13 protein-coding genes are annotated in these 19,395 nt (G+C 50.0%); 8 read left to right on the forward strand and 5 right to left on the reverse strand.

The genetic code is table 11. The features are described from left to right. Positions 1 to 16 precede the first annotated feature (16 nt). On the forward strand, positions 17 to 304 hold the full coding sequence (locus GKC03_05925) for a GYD domain-containing protein (protein ID NYT12077.1): 288 nt from the start codon (positions 17 to 19) through the stop codon (positions 302 to 304). A gap of 45 nt (positions 305 to 349) precedes the next feature. On the opposite strand, the gene GKC03_05930 is transcribed toward GKC03_05925, so the two are convergent. Continuing rightward, positions 350 to 1,486 carry a glycosyltransferase family 4 protein gene (locus tag GKC03_05930; protein NYT12078.1) on the reverse strand — a complete coding sequence of 379 codons (1,137 nt, stop codon included), beginning with the start codon at positions 1,484 to 1,486 and terminating at the stop codon, positions 350 to 352. A 797-nt stretch (positions 1,487 to 2,283) separates the two neighbouring features. Between GKC03_05930 and GKC03_05935 the strand changes: the two genes are divergently transcribed. Both GKC03_05935 and GKC03_05940 read left to right on the forward strand, forming a co-directional pair. Next, a complete protein-coding gene (locus tag GKC03_05935) occupies positions 2,284 to 3,126 on the forward strand; it encodes a glycosyltransferase family 2 protein (GenBank protein NYT12079.1) in 843 nt (280 codons plus the stop codon). Positions 3,127 to 3,826: 700 nt separating this feature from the next. Continuing rightward, on the forward strand, positions 3,827 to 4,156 hold the full coding sequence (locus tag GKC03_05940) for a hypothetical protein (protein ID NYT12080.1): 330 nt from the start codon (positions 3,827 to 3,829) through the stop codon (positions 4,154 to 4,156). A 19-nt stretch (positions 4,157 to 4,175) separates the two neighbouring features. Here the strand turns inward: GKC03_05940 and GKC03_05945 are convergent, their stop codons facing one another. After that, positions 4,176 to 5,237, reverse strand: a complete 1,062-nt coding sequence (locus GKC03_05945) for an NAD(P)/FAD-dependent oxidoreductase (GenBank protein ID NYT12081.1) — start codon at positions 5,235 to 5,237, stop codon at positions 4,176 to 4,178. A 206-nt stretch (positions 5,238 to 5,443) separates the two neighbouring features. Between GKC03_05945 and GKC03_05950 the strand changes: the two genes are divergently transcribed. Both GKC03_05950 and GKC03_05955 read left to right on the forward strand, forming a co-directional pair. Further along, entirely contained in the window at positions 5,444 to 9,319 is a 3,876-nt protein-coding gene (locus GKC03_05950; GenBank protein NYT12082.1) for a hypothetical protein, read from the forward strand. Then, on the forward strand, positions 9,231 to 12,020 hold the full coding sequence (locus GKC03_05955; GenBank protein ID NYT12083.1) for a hypothetical protein: 2,790 nt from the start codon (positions 9,231 to 9,233) through the stop codon (positions 12,018 to 12,020). Before GKC03_05950 ends, GKC03_05955 begins: the two co-directional genes overlap by 89 nt. 36 nt (positions 12,021 to 12,056) lie before the next feature. Here the strand turns inward: GKC03_05955 and GKC03_05960 are convergent, their stop codons facing one another. After that, a complete protein-coding gene (locus GKC03_05960; protein NYT12084.1) occupies positions 12,057 to 12,941 on the reverse strand; it encodes a DUF362 domain-containing protein in 885 nt (294 codons plus the stop codon). A 149-nt stretch (positions 12,942 to 13,090) separates the two neighbouring features. On the opposite strand from GKC03_05960, the gene GKC03_05965 reads away from it, so the two are divergent. Together GKC03_05965 and GKC03_05970 are read left to right on the forward strand one after the other, a co-directional pair. Continuing rightward, on the forward strand, positions 13,091 to 13,381 hold the full coding sequence (locus GKC03_05965) for a DUF3303 domain-containing protein (protein NYT12085.1): 291 nt from the start codon (positions 13,091 to 13,093) through the stop codon (positions 13,379 to 13,381). Positions 13,382 to 13,597: 216 nt separating this feature from the next. After that, positions 13,598 to 13,891: a DUF3303 domain-containing protein gene (locus GKC03_05970; GenBank protein NYT12086.1), complete on the forward strand. Its 294-nt coding sequence runs from the start codon at positions 13,598 to 13,600 to the stop codon at positions 13,889 to 13,891. A 114-nt stretch (positions 13,892 to 14,005) separates the two neighbouring features. On the opposite strand, the gene GKC03_05975 is transcribed toward GKC03_05970, so the two are convergent. Continuing rightward, positions 14,006 to 16,627 (reverse strand): hypothetical protein, encoded by a 2,622-nt coding sequence (locus tag GKC03_05975; GenBank protein ID NYT12087.1) that lies wholly within the window; start codon positions 16,625 to 16,627, stop codon positions 14,006 to 14,008. 137 nt (positions 16,628 to 16,764) lie between these two features. Then, a complete protein-coding gene (locus GKC03_05980) occupies positions 16,765 to 17,178 on the reverse strand; it encodes a pyridoxamine 5'-phosphate oxidase family protein (GenBank protein NYT12088.1) in 414 nt (137 codons plus the stop codon). 318 nt (positions 17,179 to 17,496) lie between these two features. Here GKC03_05980 and GKC03_05985 point away from each other — a divergent pair. Then, positions 17,497 to 19,395 (forward strand): hypothetical protein (locus GKC03_05985; protein NYT12089.1); only part of this gene is annotated, 1,899 nt, incomplete at its 3' end.

Here is a 19,395-nt window from a genome sequence, read left to right on the forward strand (position 1 = left end):
ATTGATATGTGATAACATGGGTACATACATAGTGCTTTCCAGGTTAACCGACGAGGGCAGGAAGACTCTCAAGCATAAGCCTGAGAGGTTGAAAGAGGTCAATGAGGAGATCGCTGGCATGGGAGCCAAAGTAGTAGAGCAGTACGCCCTTCTGGGGGAGTACGATTTCCTTAACATATTGGAGGCTCCCGACTCAAAGGTGATCGCCAAGATAATGGTGGAGCTGGGTTCGAGAGGCACCTTGGAAACCTCAACCTACACCGCCATGCCCATCGACGAGTTCCTGGCGACATTGAGGAAGTAATTCAATCGATTTAGAACGATTGGAGATAATGGGAGAGTGATAACTCTACACTTTATTTGAGACGAGTCGCTTAAAAAGGTCTTCCATTTTCAACGCGTTTTCATTCCAATCCTCTTTCTCGCCCACAATACTAATATTCTGATTATTGAATCGTTCCCTCATATCCTGATTTGAAATGCTCAAGAGGATTGCATCTGATATCTCCTCTGGTTTCTCGGGAGTTACAAAAATGGCATTCCTACCATCCTCGAGATACTGAGAGTAAAAAGGAAGAGGGCTTACTATTGGTACTGAACCACAAGCCATGCCCTCGAGAATGGTGAGACCGAATTGATCCGATTGAGGTATCGATATGAAGGCATCAGCTGCATTGTTGAGAACCGCCATTTCATGCGGGCTTACTTCTCTACGTATCAATCTAACATTATCTTGGACTTCATTTTCTCGGATCAATGATTCGATCTGCTGCATATACTCGGGTTCACCCGAACCCTTCAGTAATATGAAAACAACGTCATCCCGGGATTTCAAGACTAGAGGGATGGCCTCAACGATGTTTTCAATATTGTATAAGGGATGGGCACTCCTACTACTGAGAATGATATGTGAATCGGGATCAATATCAAGCTCTGAAAAGAGTCTCTTTACCTCACTCTCGTAACCCTTGTGGAAGATCGAAAGGTCAACCCCCCAAGGAACTATTTCGATTTTCTCCTTTTGAACCATGAGGTTTTGGATTAGATGTTTCTGGAGATCATGGGTAGCTATTGTGATCCTATCGGCATTGGATAATGCCCTTCTCACTGATAATCGAATAAGATATGAACGATTGATGTCTTGAAGGACATCACTTCCCCACACTGTTGCGACATATGGATGAAATCCGACGGCTGAGGCGAGGACGCCATAAATAGATACGTAATGGGCGTTGACTATATCTGGGTCAATTTCTCCTATGATTTTTCTTACCTGAGAAGATAAATGCCTATAGTTCAGAAACTCAGAAATGATCCCGGGTCGCTCTGTGAATTTCTTAATGACATGAAGCTCAACCCCTTCAATAGAATCTCCATTGAACCCCCCCTTGGATACGATATGAACTTCGTGCCCCCTTTTCTGGAAGAATATCGCCCATCTTTTTGTATGAATGCTCCAGGCGTTGGAAAGTAAACAGATCCTCAAACATGATCACCTACGGGTTCTTTGATTGTTAAGGCGTTTCAACCTATTTGATTATCGGACACCATGCCGGGTCTTTCAGCTGAGTGGTAGATTCCCGCTCCAAATTACAGAAGCTCATGATATATGCTTAACCCTCGCCTACCTCAGTCGGGACTTTGAGAATGACTCTTGTATGCTACACCTTATTTAATTTCAATGGAAGCGCAGGATGGGATTCCATTTCAATCAGATACCTAGTATCCATAGAAACTCGCTCTGACTATTGGCACGAAGGTAACCAGAGACCTGCAGCCAATGAGAGAATTTTGAATTTCATATAAAACCATTCTCAGTTGGAACCGCATCCGTCGACCTAGGGGGGTTTTTTCATCTCGAAATTCGGGAATCGTCTACCTCAAGGTTATTCATGTAATAAGGTAACTGGAGGCCGGACATTTGCATACCGGATTTTCATTCCCTTGGATAGGACCTCAACAACTGGCATCATAATAGGCCATGGGATGCCAAGAAAACGATTGTGACCATGTGTAAGTGGAACCTTGAAGAGATAATCCAAGACGGGACAAATAGCTATCTTTCTGATGATGAAGATGAAATGCACAGATCCATCGTCTCGATGGATATTAACAGGCTGAGAGAATGGGCGAAGCTAGCAATAAGATCGCTAATAGGCTTGATTGAAAAGGCATGCTGAAAGGACAGAGAAGCTCCACTCGGATGTTCAAAAAGCAAAGTATAAACTGGATTATGAATCTCCTATGAAGGGGGAAGATCCAAATCGGATCCGAAGCAGGGTGATGGAGACGAATAGCAATTCAGAGGCCATGGATGTGATCATTCCCACCTGGAATTCCAGTGACATCCTGGATATGGTACTAGAGGGAGTACGGGAGCATATCCATCCAAATAGAATAATTCTCGTGGATAGAAATTCCACTGATAAGACTCTTGATATCGCAAAGGAGTTTGATTGCGATGTATTGACCGATACCGTGTCGCTTGGATCGGCCAGGATGCTGGGCATTTCCTCGAGCAGTGCAGAATTTGTAGCTTTCATAGACGATGACATCGTCATTCACGAGGATTTCAGGGAGAAGCTGATGGAATTCATGGACAACGAAACCGGGGCCGTTCAGGGAACTGCCCTTTCAACCGAACCAAGGCTGAGGAGAAGGATGAAAGATCGGTGGGAAAAGCTGACCAAAGAAAAAGGCTTCTTCCTGTTGAAACCTGGACAGAGGGGCTATACTAACTGCACTATATTGAGAAGGAGATTATTGTCTGGTCTGCAAATTGAAGATCTCAATTCCTTTGAAGACTGGGTCATAGCCAATCATATATTAGAGGAGGGGTATTCCTGGAAAATCACTCCGGTCTATGTCGACCATCACCATGTTGTCAAATCAGTGGTATCTAAATACGGTTGGAATGGGGCAGGAATATGGAATCTGGCCAAGACCGGTAGGCTCTCAATATCGAAAACACTACGTTATTTTACGAGATACGCTGCCACCCATCCCTTGGATATGGTGGTCGATCTTCGACTAGATGATCGAGAGAATTTCATCTATCATTTTAAAGCATTGGTCGGTGTCATGCTATCCCCTCTATACACAGTCAAAAAGTTCTTGAGGGATTGAATTAGCTATTATCATGACTGGATATTGCTTTTTGATATTGACAGCATGACCCTCGTCCAAAGTCTATTAATGGCCTCACCAAGAGAATGTACAGCATAGAGATTGGCGATGGTCACGTGAAGGGTAACTATGATGTCAACATCTCCATCAACGCCTTTCTAGGATAGAGTCCTACGAAGCATTTTCACAGTGACATTCAGAAATGAATTGGCATCTCTGGATACACAATGAATTTCGCAGCTCCATAATCTCTCTCGAGGTTTTCCAAATCATCATTTGAGATAATCTCAATGACACATACTACTTGAGTTAATCCTTTTTACAGGAACGACCTGATGATCATGAATCTCATTTTTTCCCCTCCAGTTCAATTTGGGTTCGTATAGCTAAGAATCAATGTTTTGATCAGTATTGAGTCGTTCAATCGGCACAAGGTTTCTTAATATTTTCATAATTCATTCATTATAAATCTATGAAGTGAGATAATCATGAGAATGGTCTTTTGTGACACAACCATTTTCTTCAATATGATTGAATTCGAGATTTCAATTCAATTGTATCTACTACGAATTCTCCAGGGGTAAATAGGGAAATAATTCTTTCAACCACCAATTTATTAACATTGTAATATTCTTACATTTTTTGAAATAGTTGAGTTTCGCTGATAGGACATGTTAGAAGTAACCAGCGGTGATGATTGATGACCTCGACAGTAAAGATCAACATGAACGTCTGCAGCCAGTTCACAGTAGTGAAGGCTACCCAGAAGGATGACGGCACCTTCGACATCGAAGTGACCTCGGACTGCCCCAATGTCAGGGAGTTCGCAGAGACGCTGGAGAACCTTGACCTAACCGATCTAACGGACAAGGCCAACAGCAGGTTATTCGACCGAATGAGGGTGACAGCCATGAGCGCCAATTGCCTGGTTCCGGCGGGAATTCTCCACGCCGCTTGGATAGAGGCTGGATTGATCTCAAAGAACCTCGCCAAGAGCGTCGGTAACAACAATGTGGAGTTCGTTGACTAGTCAGAGAATAAAGAATTACTCACCAACCATACAAGGGAAGAGTGAGATATGAAGTATAGAGGGGCCTATCCTGAGGGCTCTTCGTATAATTGATAAGATGAAGCGGGTAAGTATAGAATCTTGAGAACGGGCGGATTAAACTCTCCAGCTGCTCGTTGGTTATTTCTCGAGAGCGGTTGAATGCCTTCATGAACCTGGGGGAGTTGAAACCAGATTTTACCCACCACTTCTGATACGCGCTCAGATTTCCTTGAATAATAGATTTGGCAGCCTGTTTACCAGCTTCCATCGCTACCCTTATTCCCCCCATTGTCAGCGGGTTGGCCTGTCCAGCTGCATCCCCCACCAATAATGCCTTTCCGTTGACGATGCTGCTCAAGCCCCCGAAGCATATACGCCGCCCGTGCTTCTCTAGTATCTCTTCCTCGACGACATCAGTCCCCATAGGGAACCCTATCTTGCACCTGTTGCCAAACGGGAATTCCCATCTGTACCCACCGTTATACATGCTGTCAGCGACGAAGGTCATCACATTGGGCCTCGCTGGTCTATCGATGACGAACTGCTGAAGGACCACGCTCTCGGGTGGATCCTCACCGAATAATGACTTTCTGACAAGTGAGCTCGCGCCATCGGCCCCAACGAGGTATTCACATCCTAATCGCTGGCCTGAGAAAAGACAAAGGGTAAAACCATCTTTGGAACGCTCAACGCTCTTCACAGAATCGTGCACGATCTCTCCACCTGAACGCTTGTATTGATCCAACACTCCCTTTAGAAATGCTGATCGATCGATGATGTAACCCTTGTCCTTATATCTGGAGACAACTCCACCTGGCCATCTCATCTCTATCGTATCTATGGTATTGAGCACAGCGCCCACGGCAAGGGGCTTCAAACGCTCGAATGCCCTCTTGCTTATTCCCTCCCCGCACATGCAGTGATACCTCTTGTATCTTGAATTCTCCAGTCTTTCGATCAAGATGACCTTGAGGTCATTCCTGTCAATGTGCTTCAGGAAGAATCCTGTGGAAGCTCCCCCTGGCCCCCCTCCTATTATCGCAATATCGGCATCGGACAACTCACTTCACTCAATAGGATGAATTTCACTATTCTAGATAATATCACCGAAGATCGTTTCCCAATCCTGCAAGATTCTTGGGTTTTCGGTGACCAAAGTTATTATGCACCTGCTAAGGATAATAACTTACACGAAGGAAAGAAGAAATAAGAGTTGTAATCTTCATTTGAGTAGTCAATATAGTTCAGAAAGAGGCATCTGGGGGGATGGCAATCAAGGGAAGCTGGTATCCGATCATTGTTCTAGCATCTCTAGTCCTGGTTTCCACCATGGGAACCGCGATCCCCTCTGACCACGATCTCGCATCAGTCTCCTTCTCTCAGCCTCAGATGGATCTGAGCGAGGAGACTCTATTGGCTGGAGATGGAGAATCCGGATGGGGGATATCTTTCGACCAGATCGAAATGGGCACCAATGACCCATCTACAATTGACACAGATAATTACACCCTTATTCTCAATGACGCTAATAGTTATGAGGAGTCGGTCGTACTGGAAGGTGAGCTTCTCCTTTTCTCCGATGGAGACAGCAATGCAAGGGTTGTCACAATTCAACCCAAACGTTTCAGTGAAGGAAACTGGAATTTCAGCGTGGAAGCCTACCTCAACCGGGATAATTCCACACTTACCGACTACTCCAATGTCACGCCCTCGAAATTTGGCTTGACCATCAATGTTGTCTGGGATCTGATGACTTACTCCGCCGTCAACCTTCTGGCGGGAAATCCCTCCAACGGTCAGGAGAAGGTCCTAGTGTTCAACTCATCATCTGGAAGCTGGATCCAGGTCGCAACCGACATCGTTCCCACGACCTCGAGGAGGTTCGACACAGCCTGTGACGATTTCAATTGTACGGCATCGACAGAGAGCGCCTACGGATACAGGCCGAACCACTACATCGTATCGTTCTCGTATTCCGGGGGCACATGGATCAATATCACCATCTTCCACACGGAGGTGGGTTTGGTTCATCACTCTCGCTATCAGATGTCCTCCTCGATAGGCGAGGTGAAGTACGATATACATAGCGACATTGACCTCGTCTCAGGAGGATCGTATAACGCCCAGAACGCCTGGATGATACCGAACATGATCATGAGGAACAACTCTATCAGATACCCCATCATCAATCCCGATTTCGAATTCGTGAGAAAGGATTCCAGCGCTTGGATAGAATTAATGGAACCCGATGGATCCACGATAGAGGATGGTGCGGTGTACCTCGACTTCGGGAATGGTTGGGAACCATCATCCTACAACTCCGTTTCTGGAAGGTACGAATGCCCTCTGCCCTCCGACTCCAAGGCGAACTGGAGCATCCCTGTGAATGTGAGAGCGGTTGTCGACTCCGTCGAGGTCATTAGGGAGGTTTCAGTCACCGTTCTGAACCAGAACAGGAGTGAGATATTCCTGCCCCTATGGTGGAACGGCTGGGATTGGGTGACCACCCTGCACAAGGACGATTCGAACAATGCCGGAAGTGCTGAGTTGGTTTATGCACCCTACGATCACCCCACGGTCTCCGGCATCTACGTCGATAATCCAGGTGGAGTGTCCTCCGACATCTTGGACACACAGTCCGAGATAGCCATTCACTATCCACACGACTACATGTACTGGATGGTGAAGGACTGGGATCAGGCCGCCTACTCGTCTCAGCAGGGACATTTTATCCTAGACAGGAACTTCACCTTCGCGTCCAGATGGGATGACCCCTCTTATGTGGGCCTGGGAGACACATACATCACCACATTGTGTCCAGGCAATTCCGCGTCACTGCAGCAGTATTACCAGCAATATCTACACGGAACAAAGATCATGGGCAGATCCGTTCAAGCGTGGATATCCTCTGGCAGTTCGCATTTGAAAGGCTCGTTTTACTACGACCTAGATGGCCTTGAGGCCAAGGACTATTGGCCTGGTGCATGGTACCCATATCTCCCCTATGACGCGATGGACCATGACAGGATCTGCATCGATGGCGAGATCCCCGAGGACGCCTGGGAGAAGTTGCTTTGGACCGCTGAGCACAAGGGCGTCTGGACGGGTTACTGCCACGATACGTACGACAGCAGCTGGACCTCTTTCTTAAGATGGATCGATGAGGATAAGCTGAACTGCACCCGGGAGAACTGGAAGGCCACCGATGGCGAGCTGATCTCTTATATCAACGGTAGATTGACAACCGATATCGAATACGATCTCTCAGCCTCGAACAATTACCTGAAGCAGTATGATATCTCACGGGTCGATCCCTATCAAGTGGGATACTGGAACGTCCCGGTAACCATCGCCGTGGACCTTTCAGAGTTCTCACAGGAACTTCTGGACATCGCGATCGTAGAAGGAAACAAGGTCTTGCAGAAGGGAGATGGTTCGCTCAAATTCCTGAACGGAGCCAGGATCATGGAGACGGGGTATGACATAAGGAACAACATCCTCTACGTTTCCCATTTCTGGAACTCGTCCTCCACCTTGAAACTGGTCTTTGAATCACCGTTCTGGGGACCAGATTTCGAAAACTATTCCAATGATCCGGCATTTTGCAGGATAGGTGATCTTTACAGCTTCAATGCCACCGTCAATGAGTCATGCACTTGGTCGGTAAGCACCGACGCTATGTTCCTTTACCAGGTGAACGGCAGTACCTGGTGCAACGTATCGGGCACACCTGACATATCGGACATCGGCGTGTATCAAGTCAACTTCTCTGCAACTAGTGACTTGGGAACCCTGACCAGCTATCAGAATTACACCTTGATTGTGTGCAGTATCTGGCCCCCATATTTCATCACCTCTCCCCCCACATCAGCAAAGGTGGGGGGCAACTACTACTACAGGGCCGAGTGCAACGAGTCGGTCACATGGGACATGGGTACTAACGCGACATGGATAACGATCGACTCGCTCAACGGCGTGGTCAGTGGCACCCCGCTGAACGCAAGCTGGTACTGGGTCAACCTCACCGCAACATCGGTGAACGGAACCCAAACATCCTTCCAGAACTTCACGATCGATGTGTCGGAAGAGGCGCTATGGGCACCGGACTTCCTTTCGAGCCCGCAAGATCCGTGTTACGGTTTTGAGGGTCAGGTCCACTATTACAACGCCACCGTCAACGAGAGCTCGACCTGGGCCCTCTATACCGATGCAGCTTTCCTCAGTACTGAAAGCGGGTCGACGTGGTGCAACGTATCAGGTACTCCAGATTCGTCCCAGTCTGGTACCTACTATGTGAACATCACCGCACTCTCCGATGAAGGAGTGCTCTCATCGTTCCAGAACTATACATTGATCGTGAACGATACCTGGGAACCTAGCTTCACCTCGACTCCGATCGAGAATGGGACGGTGGGTGAGCCATTCTCATACCAGGCCGAATGCAACGAGTCGGTCACCTGGTCGATGAACACGAACGCGTCATTTCTTTCCATATCCACATCGGGGCTGGTCTCAGGAACACCGGATGCAGCGGGCGTATTCGAGGTGAGCATCTCCGCCACCTCGGATGCGGGCATGCTGACGGCTTACCAGCTTTTCATGCTGACTATCGTCGAACCAGAACCGACTTCCTGGGCCCCGATCATTAGTACGACGCCGGTCACTAGCGTTCTGAACAACTCCGCCTACTCATACGATTGCGACACCAATGAAACAGCCAACTTCTCCCTTGCCACCAATGCCGGATTCCTGAGCATCTCGGCCACGGGCATGGTGAGTGGGACGGCCGATCTGGCTGGATCATACTGGGTGAACATCACGGCAACCAGCGTGGAGGGGGGGGAGTCCTCATACCAGAACTACACCCTTGTGGTCGTCAGCTGGAATCCAACATTCACCACCACACCCATCACTTACGGTGTGAACGGGACGGCCTACTCGCTCGAACGCGACTTTCCTTTCATTCGATGCGGACACTGGATTGGTATCCGGCACGCCCGTCTCCCCGGGGACACACTGGGTCAACATCACCGCACGGAACTCTGTTGGTGGGATGGCCTTCCAGAACTACTCCCTGACCATCAACGACACCTGGAAACCAACTCTGAACACTCCCGAAGAGAACCTGTTCTACTGTCTTGAGGGTGAGCTGTTCTACTACAACCTCACTGCCAACGAGACCTGCAGTTGGTCCCTTGATGCTTACCCATCTTTCCTCAACTTCACCCATGGTGATGATTGGATTAACGTATCTGGGGTACCAAGCTCCACCGATGCCGGGGAGTACTTCGTCATCATATCCGCGAAGTCGGTGGCGGGAACCTTGATCGCATACGACGGTTTCAACCTGATAGTGAACGACACATGGTCCCCCTCATTCTTGACCGCTCCCGATAACCCGGAAATCGGGTTGGAGCAGGAGAATTACTACTACAACGCGACCGTTAACGAAACGGTAACCTGGTATTTCCAGACAGATGCGCCGTTCCTTTCCATCGTGTCAGGAGGGGACTGGGCAAATGTTTCTGGAACGCCCCTGTCGGGTGATTCCGGAACATACTACGTCAACCTCTCTGCCGAGAGCATTGCGGGAACCTTGAGGGGATTCCAGAACTATTCACTTGTTGTCGGTAACGCCTGGAAGCCCTCCTTCACCTCAACCCCAGATGACCCGGCTTACGGGATGGAGGGACAGATATACTGGTACAACTCAACGGTCAACGAGACGTGCACCTGGTCCGTCGATACCGACGCCACCTTCGTCTCCGTGATCTATAGTGATACCTGGTGCAACATATCAGGAACCCCTGGTTCATCCGAATCTGGGATATACTTTGCCATCATTACCGCGAGAAGCTCGCTGGGAACCCTATCAGCCTCCCAGGACTTCACGATCATCATCAATGACACCTGGGCGCCCTTCTTCCTCTCGTTCCCGAGCGACCCCCAACACCTTCGGGAGGAAATTTTCTATTCATTCAATGTCACTGTCAATGAGTCGGCCATCTGGACGCTTTCCACAGACGCTCCATTCCTTTCAATGGTCAATGGGGAGACATGGGCCAATGTTACCGGAACTCCCTCATCAGATGATAGCGGAATATACCTGGTCAACTTCACCGCCGTAAGCGTGAAGGGTACGCTACCGGCCTACCTGGAGTTCACCCTGATCGTGGGAGATGTGTGGGCTCCCATAATTGAAGTATACCCAGAGGACCCTGGGCTGGGACGCGAGGATCAACCATACTTCTGCTACATCGAGGCGAACGAAAGCTCTGTTTGGGGCCTGCAAACCAACGCACCCTTCCTGAGTATGGAGAACGGTGACGATTGGGGCAATATCTCCGGGATTCCTTCATTAACCGATGCTGGGACCTACTTCGTCAATGTCTCGGTGGAGTCGGTGGCCGGCACCCTGACCACATATTTGAACTACATCCTTGTGGTGGGGGATACATGGGCTCCTGCCTTCACCTCCACCCCAATCGCGTTCGCGACGGTTCAAATAGAGTATCTTTACGACGCAGAATGCAACGAATCAGTCTCTTTTATGATCATCACGAATGCCACCTGGCTCACCGCCAACAGTGCCCAAGGATCGGTGGGCGGGACACCCAACGCCCCGGGATGGTTCTGGGTCAACATTACCGCAACATCTGGATCAGGGACCCTTTCCTCATTCCAGAACTTCACCGTCATCGTCGAAGCCGTTCCCGTGTGGGGCCCCACCTTCATCACGGTGCCAGATGATCCGGAATATGGCAGGGAGAGCATCAGCTACCAACGGACTGTAGAGACAAACGAGAGTTGTACATGGTCCCTCATCACGGACGCGAGTTTCCTGTCCCACTCGAGCGGCCTTACCTCAATTACCGTATCTGGAACTCCGACAAACGATGACGCTGGAACATACTTCGTCAACATCTCTGCCACCTCTATCTCGGGAAAGCTCTCAATCCATCTGAACTACACGCTGATATTCAATGACACCTGGACTTCAACATTCGTCTCGATCCCAGCCCAAATGAGTGTCGTGGAAGGCTCTCAGATCTGGACCAATGTGACCACCAACGAATCGTGCTCGTGGTCAGTAAGCACCGACGCTGAATTCCTTTCAGTTTCCTGGGGTTCGAGCTGGTCCTCGATCGATGGTTTACTTCCAGGATACCGCAACATCACGCTCACTGTGAAGGACGCCCTGAAACCCTCACTGATCATCACATTTCCAACGGATGATCAGTGGACAAATGTCAATTCCCTGATGCTGACTTGGGAAGAGGAAGAGAACAGCTCAACGATCGAATCATTCGAGATAAGCATCGATGATGAGGAATGGATTGAGGTGGGTCTTGTTTACGAGTTTCTCCTATTATCCATGACGGAAGGAACTCATTCGATCGCCATCAGGGGAGTCGACGAGCTTGGCCAGATGGATCTCGAGGTCATATCTCTAAGCATCGATCTAACCAGTCCCAGCCTGGAGATCACCGCACCTTTGAACGGTGACGAGCTTTACTCCAGTTCAATCACCATTCAATGGTTGGGTGATGACTCTATATCCGGAATCCTGAAATTCGAGATAAGGATGGACGAAGGCTCGTGGATTGACCTGGGAGTGGTGTACAGCTACACCATAGACTCGTTGGATGACGGAGAGCACACCGTTGAGGTGAGGGCATATGACAATGTGGGTAACAACAGGACCGTGACCTTGAATTTCGAAGTGGACACCTCAAGTTCCTCTGCATTCACCACGAATTTGATGGGGGCTTTCATCATCCTTGCCGTGATAATCATGATACCCACAGTATACATGCTGACTATTAGGAGAAGACGACTGTGAATTCGCGTATTTTACTTGACATGAGAATCTAGTAGATCAGATCTTCAGAATCGCCTCCAACTCTTCCGCGGGAATCTGACTCTCGTCGCCGACCGCCACGATTCTGATCTCATCCGGACTGGAAGCTCCCAGGCCAAGGTCAACTGCCCTCCTGATCTGGTCCTGATCGAACACCTTCTTTGACTCTATCGGCCGGGTAGTGCCGTGCTTCTTGAGTGCGGCCACACCAACCGCGTCGATGGCGACCCTGTTCTTTGAGGCTAGCGTTATGTTCGCCTTCCACCTGGAACCCGTCATGGGCCCCCCGTCGTAGAAGGCCTCCACTCCGTCCATCAGGATGAGATCGGGCTTGTAGGCCGTATTCATCTCGGCGATCATCTCCCGCTGGTGCGGGGAGTGATGGAGCTCCCTCATGTTGTCCCGATGGACCATTCCGGTTGTGTTCTTGAGTGACATGGTGAAATGCCCACCGTACTGGTGGGTCTTGAGGCAGCATAGGGAGATGACCACATCGGCTTCCAGAATGGGCTTGGCAAAGAGGAAGCCGCTCTTCCAGTGAAATCTCGGATCTTTGATCAGCTGGTAGCGGGAGTGTTCCATTTCATCGAAGATCAGGCAATCGAATCCCATTTCTTCAGAAAGGTGGAAGATGCCTTTCTCTTCGAACACCCCCCGTGTATCTTCGGGACCGCTGCGATCACCGATAATGATCTTCTCAGGTTCTTCCTTAATGATTATCTCCAATACTGTTCGGAGGGTATCGTTGTGCGTGGAGCCAGGCGCCGGGTCAGATGTGTTGAAATTCGGCTTGATCAGGACATTCTTACCAATCATCTCGGGAAGCCCCACTTTCTGCAGGGCTTTTATGGCCCCTTCTGCCCGACTTGAATCGTGAACAATGACCACGTCTGAATCACGCATGTTCCTTCCTCCCTGATACTGACTTTTGAGTAAGGACTATTTTATTCTGGCCCCGAAATTCGTCAGAATAAAAACGTTTCGCGGTCACCATCATCCTATTATACTCTGCGTTCCAACTATATCTCAACGATTAAAGGGAGGTGAGAAAGTTGAAATTCTTGGCGTTTTGGAAACTTGGAAAGAATATTACTTCATCAAAGCTCGGGAAAGTCGCCGCTGAAATAATGAAAAAAGAAGCGTTCCCAACCAAAGGCGTTGAAGTGCATGAGTGGCTAGTGTGTCCCGGAGGTAAGGGCGTTATATTAATGGAAGCAAATAACGAAGCCGACATTTTCAGAGCTTATACCATATGGGCCGATGCTATACCCGGCTTCTTCGATGAATACGAAGTATTGCCAGCAGTTGAAGTAGCTGATGCCGTCTCGATCGCATTAGAGTAGTGTTTAAACCAATTTCTTTTCTTTTTCTCATATACCTTCGTCGAGATTCAATTTGATAGATCGAATTGATCAATTCTATCCCAACATTCATTGGGGAATGGATGCCATTCCAGAGATGCAAATCATTCTAGACATAGGGATAGAATGACCCGAATGCGAAGATTCTAATAGAGTGATATAAAGAGATTTTATCATCAATAAAAGGGAGGTGATAGGGTGCTCTTTGTGAACACATGGCAATTGAATAGGAACTTGAAACCGTCAGTTATTGGCAAGGTCGCTGCTGAACTCATAGAGAAAGAGAAACTGCCATCCAAGGGCTACGAAACACTGCAATGGCTGGTCTGTCCCGGCGGCTTCGGCGTTTCCATAATCGAGGCCGAGAGCGAGGCCATTGTTTTTGATGTCTATTCCGTCTGGGCAAACGCGATGCCGGGATTATTCGAAAGCTACAATGTTATGCCTGCGGTGGAAGCCTCAGAGGCCATTTCCATTGCAATGAAGGATTGAACTCGAGAATTCCTATATCATTTTTTACACTATTCTTTTTCTTTCTCTCTTATTCAGATAAAAAGAAAGATGAAGGGTTCGAGATCAGAATACCTGATCCCGAAACCCTTTGCATCAATAGCGTTTTCTCCTGAGCATAACGAATACCACGATCACGGCCAGGGCGGCAACAACCACTATCAGACCGATCCAGATCCAGATGTCATCGCCCCCATCTCCCGCGGTCGAAGTCTCGATGTGGATCTCTCCGTTGTCCTCGGCGATATGGATGTCGTACCCCTTTGAATCGCCCTGCTGTATCTGATCCTCCTCGACCAGCTCTGCGACGATATGACCGTCCTCAAGAACGATCACGTCAACGGTGTAGATCTCAGTGGCGTGCTCCGCGTCCCTGGCATCAACCTCGATCCTGTAATCCTCTATGTTGGCGGGGAGGATTACCATCTCAGTGAAGTGGGCGGTATCCAAGTCTCCTGAGTACCAGGCACCAGGCACCTGATTCTCTATCTCACCGGTGTCGTAGTTCCTCCCGATGTGCATGTCGTCAACGTACACATGGAGGTCAAGATCCCCGTTGGTGGTACCTCCCGGTTCCTCCACGGTGATCTGCGATCCGGAATTGTATACGTAGTCGGGAGTTCCCATGGTCCCCGAGTAGGTCATGGCATTGTAGTTGAACTCGTAGTTCAAGACCGGTTCCTGCTGCTCCCCGTGATAGACTATCTGGAGAGACCCTTCGTTCTCGATGAAAATGGGCTCAATGGTTGTCTCGTTGGTCTCCTTGTTCTGCAGCTCGACAAAGTGGAGCGTCCCCTGGGGTTCCCCGTCGACATAGTTCATCAGGGGCGCGGTGTTCACGCCGGTGACGTTCCAGTCCTCGAGATCTTGGTCGGGATACTTCTCCGTGAGCTCGGCAGAGAAATCGTCAATCCAAGCATCGGCTGTACCGTTCGAGCAGGAGCCAACCACCTCGCAGAAACCGGTGGACATCTGATAATCGGTAGGGTCCTGTTCCATGAACACAGATCTCTGGGTGCTTATGTAGGTGACACCTTCCTCGGGGGTGAACTCCCCATCGGCCTCCGCCTCTATGGCCTGCTTGACCAGCGGTATGATGAGCTTTGCGCTTCCGTAGGCAAGGGAGGCTGCCGAGGCTGCGGCCGCCACCGCGAGACCTCCGGTTACCCAGCCCGGGCTGGTGGCAAGGAGGGCCACGGCTGTTCCTCCTACTATCGCCGCTGACAGCGTCCAGGTTACGAACATGTCGAAGGCCTCCCAGTCGTCCTTCGGGCAACTGTCGCCAGATATCTGGCAGTTTATGGCCCTGTATGTCACGTAGGAAAGGTCCAGACCAGCGCTCACCACGCCGAGCTTGTCCATCATCGGTGACTCGTACTTCGCGGCCTTGGCCGCCACTCCCACGATGGTGTCGGCCGTTCCTTTCAGGTTCATGAGAGACTCAGAATCGATCCCTCCGACCACTGGGGCTGAGGAGAGATCAACTCCCAGAGGGCTGTGGTGCGCGGAGAAGTTCACGATCATCATGTGGACCTTTCCATCGGTGGATGACACCACGCTGTCCTGGAACTCGGGAGCTATGTTTTCCCAGTCGATGGCTAACGTGGAGTTGTAGTCATCCTCGTTGTCTATGATCATGAAGTAGCCCTCGCTGTCGTCGACCGTCTGGTCAAGGGTGGTGATCACGTAGTCGGTGTAGGTTGCGAAGTATGGAATCGCACTGACAATGTACCTGGCGGTCCATATCACCTGTATCGGCACTCCCTCCATGAAGCTCATAGGAATCTCCACGCTCACCTCCTGGCTTTGACCGGAGGAGAGGGTGATGTCCACATCCTCCCAATGAAGCCTAGTGCCTGTAGACACCTGGTAAACCGTGGCGTTGACCGTGATGTCCATGCTCTCCTCGAAGGTGTTGGTGACCTCGGCTGTCACGACAGGGCCAACTACATACACCAGCGGCGCGGTGGTGGACACTATGTTAACCGTTGGAATGGTCGGTACTCCCTCGCCGATGATGACCTCCAGACGCTCGATGTTGAAGTTGGGCAACAAAGCGCTGTTGGCCAGTTCGCTCGGCCAGCTTAGCGATTCACCGGAGGGATCGTCCAGGGAGTATACGTCCTCCACGGAGGTGTCATTGATGGTGATCCATCCTCCGATCCCGCTTCCGGTGCCGGTATTGTCCAGAGCGGAGGTCGTCCATGGGGATGCCATGGCTGAGACATCAAGCGTGGACGGGCTTCCGATCAGCCCAAGCGGGAATGTGATGGAGAACGAGTGTCCGTCGTTGATTATGCTCGCACTGATGCTGTTGGGCTCGCAGTACCACTCCGATCCCGGGGTGACCGCTGGGATGGGATAGTACACACTATCATCGGTATTCCCCCATATGCGGTCCTCCCCGAACCAACGTAGACCCAGCAGCCCCGTGTCCAGGTTCACCTGGGCAGAGAGCGGTCCTGCTCCGTTTGCATATCTACCGTCATCGGGATTGCCGTTGTCGTCGAACCAGATGTAGTACATGGGCTTGGCCCAGTCGTTGATGTTCGGCGAGCCAGTGGTCCATGGATCGTCGGTCTGTATCTCACCCTCCACCGTGAGTATCACAGTGATCGACAGATCGCTGCCATTTGCGCCTTCCAGTGTTGTGCTCAGGGGGATCATCGATAGCAGTAACGCCACCGTCACCAAGGAGGTGAGCGTCTTGCTCTTCATTCCTTTCCCCCATTCTTTTCAATTTGGTGCGCTAAAGATTAGCATATTGTATATTGATTGCATGATATATAATGGCAATTCGATCTCAGGCCGCACAAATGGCATTGATATTCACTGCAGATCGTGGATTCTTCCGGCTAGAGATCGAACGCGAACATCTCGTTCTTGTAGGGATAGAGGACCTTGATCCTGCTGAGGTCCAGCCTCAGGAGGGTGTAGTCTGGATCATCGATCGACTTGAAGATCATGTTGAAGAAGGGCATCTGTCCCGCCAGCTCCGACTTGACGGCCTCATCATCGATCACCTCTACTCTGCCGGTCGCCCTCACCGTCCCGAAATCCCTATCACTTCCGACACTGAGGTTCAGTTCCACCTTGTCGTTGGCCCGTATCTGTCCCATTTTATCGGCGGATGTCCTCGTGGAGATCCAGAATTGATCGTCGTATGCCACCAGGGTGACCGCCCTCACCCTCGGTTGGTCACCGTCGATCGTGGCCAAATTGACCAGCGACAGGTTGCTCAGTAATCCTAGCGCTTCATCCTTTTCCATTAGAATTGAATCAACATCAGACAATAATAAGTCTACATTAGTAGCATTCGCTTTCTAACGAATCAAGGAAGAATGTGCCGAGATATAGGAGATCGCCCTCAGACTCGTATTAGAAGAACTGGGCATTTGCATTCTTGATAGTGGATGATTATTTATATACACCCATGTGATACAAATATATCGTATAAACTGGGGATTGTTGCCACGGGTAATGATGCTCACCGAACCAATCGCAATCAAAGCTGCATCTAAAGGAACCCAGGGACAGTGATTTTTCATTTCCCTAGATATGCGTGGAGAGCATTTGATGGGGGGGAGGTGTCAACGTACTCAGGAATCCGACCGATCGCTGTCTTCGTCGTTCTATTGCTTGTTGCTACAGCCTTCGGTCCTGCCATTTCGAAAGGTCAAGGCCTTGAACCCGAGATCATCAACCCCAACGAACCGATCACTGAGCTGAGCGTCCTGGTTCCGAAGCTGATGGAAGAGACCCCCTTGGACAAGAGGAACGATACGGACGGTGATGGCCTTTATGATTCGGTCGAATGGGTCATCGGAACAGATCCGAACAATAATGATACCGACTCCGACCTGCTTGACGATAGATTCGAGGCGATGAACGATCTCGACCCGCTCAAGGCCGACTCAAATGACGACGGGTACTCGGACTATTACGAAGTGACTGACGTCATCTCTCTAGATGCTGACGGCGATGGCCTCTTCAACGCCTGGGACCCCGATAACGACAATGATGGAGTGGGCGACAGGCTGGACGCTTCTCCTTTCTACAGGTCGATCGATACCGCAGAGTTCACCTTCGACATTCAAACTGAAGGAAATCCTCTTTTCATCGAATTCCAAATAAGGTCGAGTAATCCGGAACATCTGAAGCTGGTGAACCAGTACTGGGACTGGCAGTACGATGATGAGGGGATCATGAAGGATCTGGACAACTCCAAGAATGATGTCCAGGTGGTCCCCACTCTCGAGTGGAAGGTGGACTCCTATTTCAAGATCGTGAATAAAGAGAATGGCAAGTGTGTGGAAATCAACGAGACCAATCAGGTCGTTCAGGGAATATTCCAGGGAACTGATGAAGAGTTATGGAAGTTCTCGGACAGCGGGAGCGGATTCATCGAGATAGTGAACAAGGAGACTGGTAATTGTCTCGAGGTCAGCGGGAGCAGCAAGGCCGATAATGCGCTGGTGGTCCAGAATGATTTCGTGGGCAGCAACAACCAGCTCTGGGGTCTGACATACGATTCAGAGGGATTCGCTCAGCTGACTGTCAGGCATTCGGGAAAGAATCTCGAGATAGAGGATGATGGAGTAAGGATATGGCAGAATTCTCCATCAGAGACGAATGACCAGTTGTGGAGCATAGAATTAGTTGACGGGTTGCTGCCAGATCAGGAAGATGTGAGGGGATACGGCATAGTCAACACCATGAACGAGGCCTACGTTCCCCTTTACCCCGTCTACGACAAAGGGGAAGTGGTCGCCCTGAATGGAAGGATGATCTATCCATCCTCGAGTCCGACGGACCTCGAGGCGACGGCGAGTCTTGTGTGGAGGGCGACCGGTTACTCGGATTTTCCAGCGAAGGCTCTTAGGAATTTAACTAGCGTGTTCCTATCGGTGGAGGAGAATGGTCATGTGGCTATGACCGGAGAGAGCCAGGGAGACTCGGAGAGACTGGAATGGGTCGATCTGGGCAATAAAAGGATCGCGCTGAAGACGGATAACGGCATGTACATCAGGGTGGAGGAGGACGGGCATCTCAACGCCTCAGGAGTGGGCGTTGGGAAAAGGGAGACCTTCACCTGGAAAAGCGAGGGACCGAACAGGATATCCCTCATGGCTTTTGATGACACCTACGTGCGGATCGAGGGTCTCGGAGGAAAAAGGCTGATCACTTCATCCGTTTCCGCTACCCGAGAGATATTCGAGATGTTGGGTTACGCCGATTATATCAGGGAGCAGGCCTTCCTTGCCAGCTACAACGATCGGTTCAAGATGACAGGGATAAAGATCTACGAGGATCACGGCGCCGACGCCGGTGTCTTCCACGCCGATGACATGAGGCAATGGTTCGCCGGCAACTTCGAGCTTTCTTTCGATTTTCTGAGGAACTCCACCAATCATCTCTCGGATGCAGTGGGGATTCTCGGCGATCACGGGATAGACTTGGAATTCATCATCGATTCGTTTCCTAAC

Source organism: Methanomassiliicoccales archaeon, from assembly GCA_013415695.1.
GTDB lineage: Archaea > Thermoplasmatota > Thermoplasmata > Methanomassiliicoccales > JAAEEP01 > JAAEEP01.

Excerpts from the sequence above, each read along its gene's own strand:
- GKC03_05925 (NYT12077.1), top strand. The coding sequence starts at position 17 with ATGGGTACATACATAGTGCTTTCCAGGTTAACCGACGAGGGCAGGAAG.
- GKC03_05935 (NYT12079.1), top strand. The coding sequence starts at position 2,284 with ATGGAGACGAATAGCAATTCAGAGGCCATGGATGTGATCATTCCCACC.
- GKC03_05940 (NYT12080.1), top strand. The coding sequence starts at position 3,827 with ATGACCTCGACAGTAAAGATCAACATGAACGTCTGCAGCCAGTTCACA.
- GKC03_05950 (NYT12082.1), top strand. The coding sequence starts at position 5,444 with ATGGCAATCAAGGGAAGCTGGTATCCGATCATTGTTCTAGCATCTCTA.
- GKC03_05955 (NYT12083.1), top strand. The coding sequence starts at position 9,231 with ATGGCCTTCCAGAACTACTCCCTGACCATCAACGACACCTGGAAACCA.
- GKC03_05960 (NYT12084.1), bottom strand. The coding sequence starts at position 12,941 with ATGCGTGATTCAGACGTGGTCATTGTTCACGATTCAAGTCGGGCAGAA.
- GKC03_05975 (NYT12087.1), bottom strand. The coding sequence starts at position 16,627 with ATGAAGAGCAAGACGCTCACCTCCTTGGTGACGGTGGCGTTACTGCTA.
- GKC03_05980 (NYT12088.1), bottom strand. The coding sequence starts at position 17,178 with ATGGAAAAGGATGAAGCGCTAGGATTACTGAGCAACCTGTCGCTGGTC.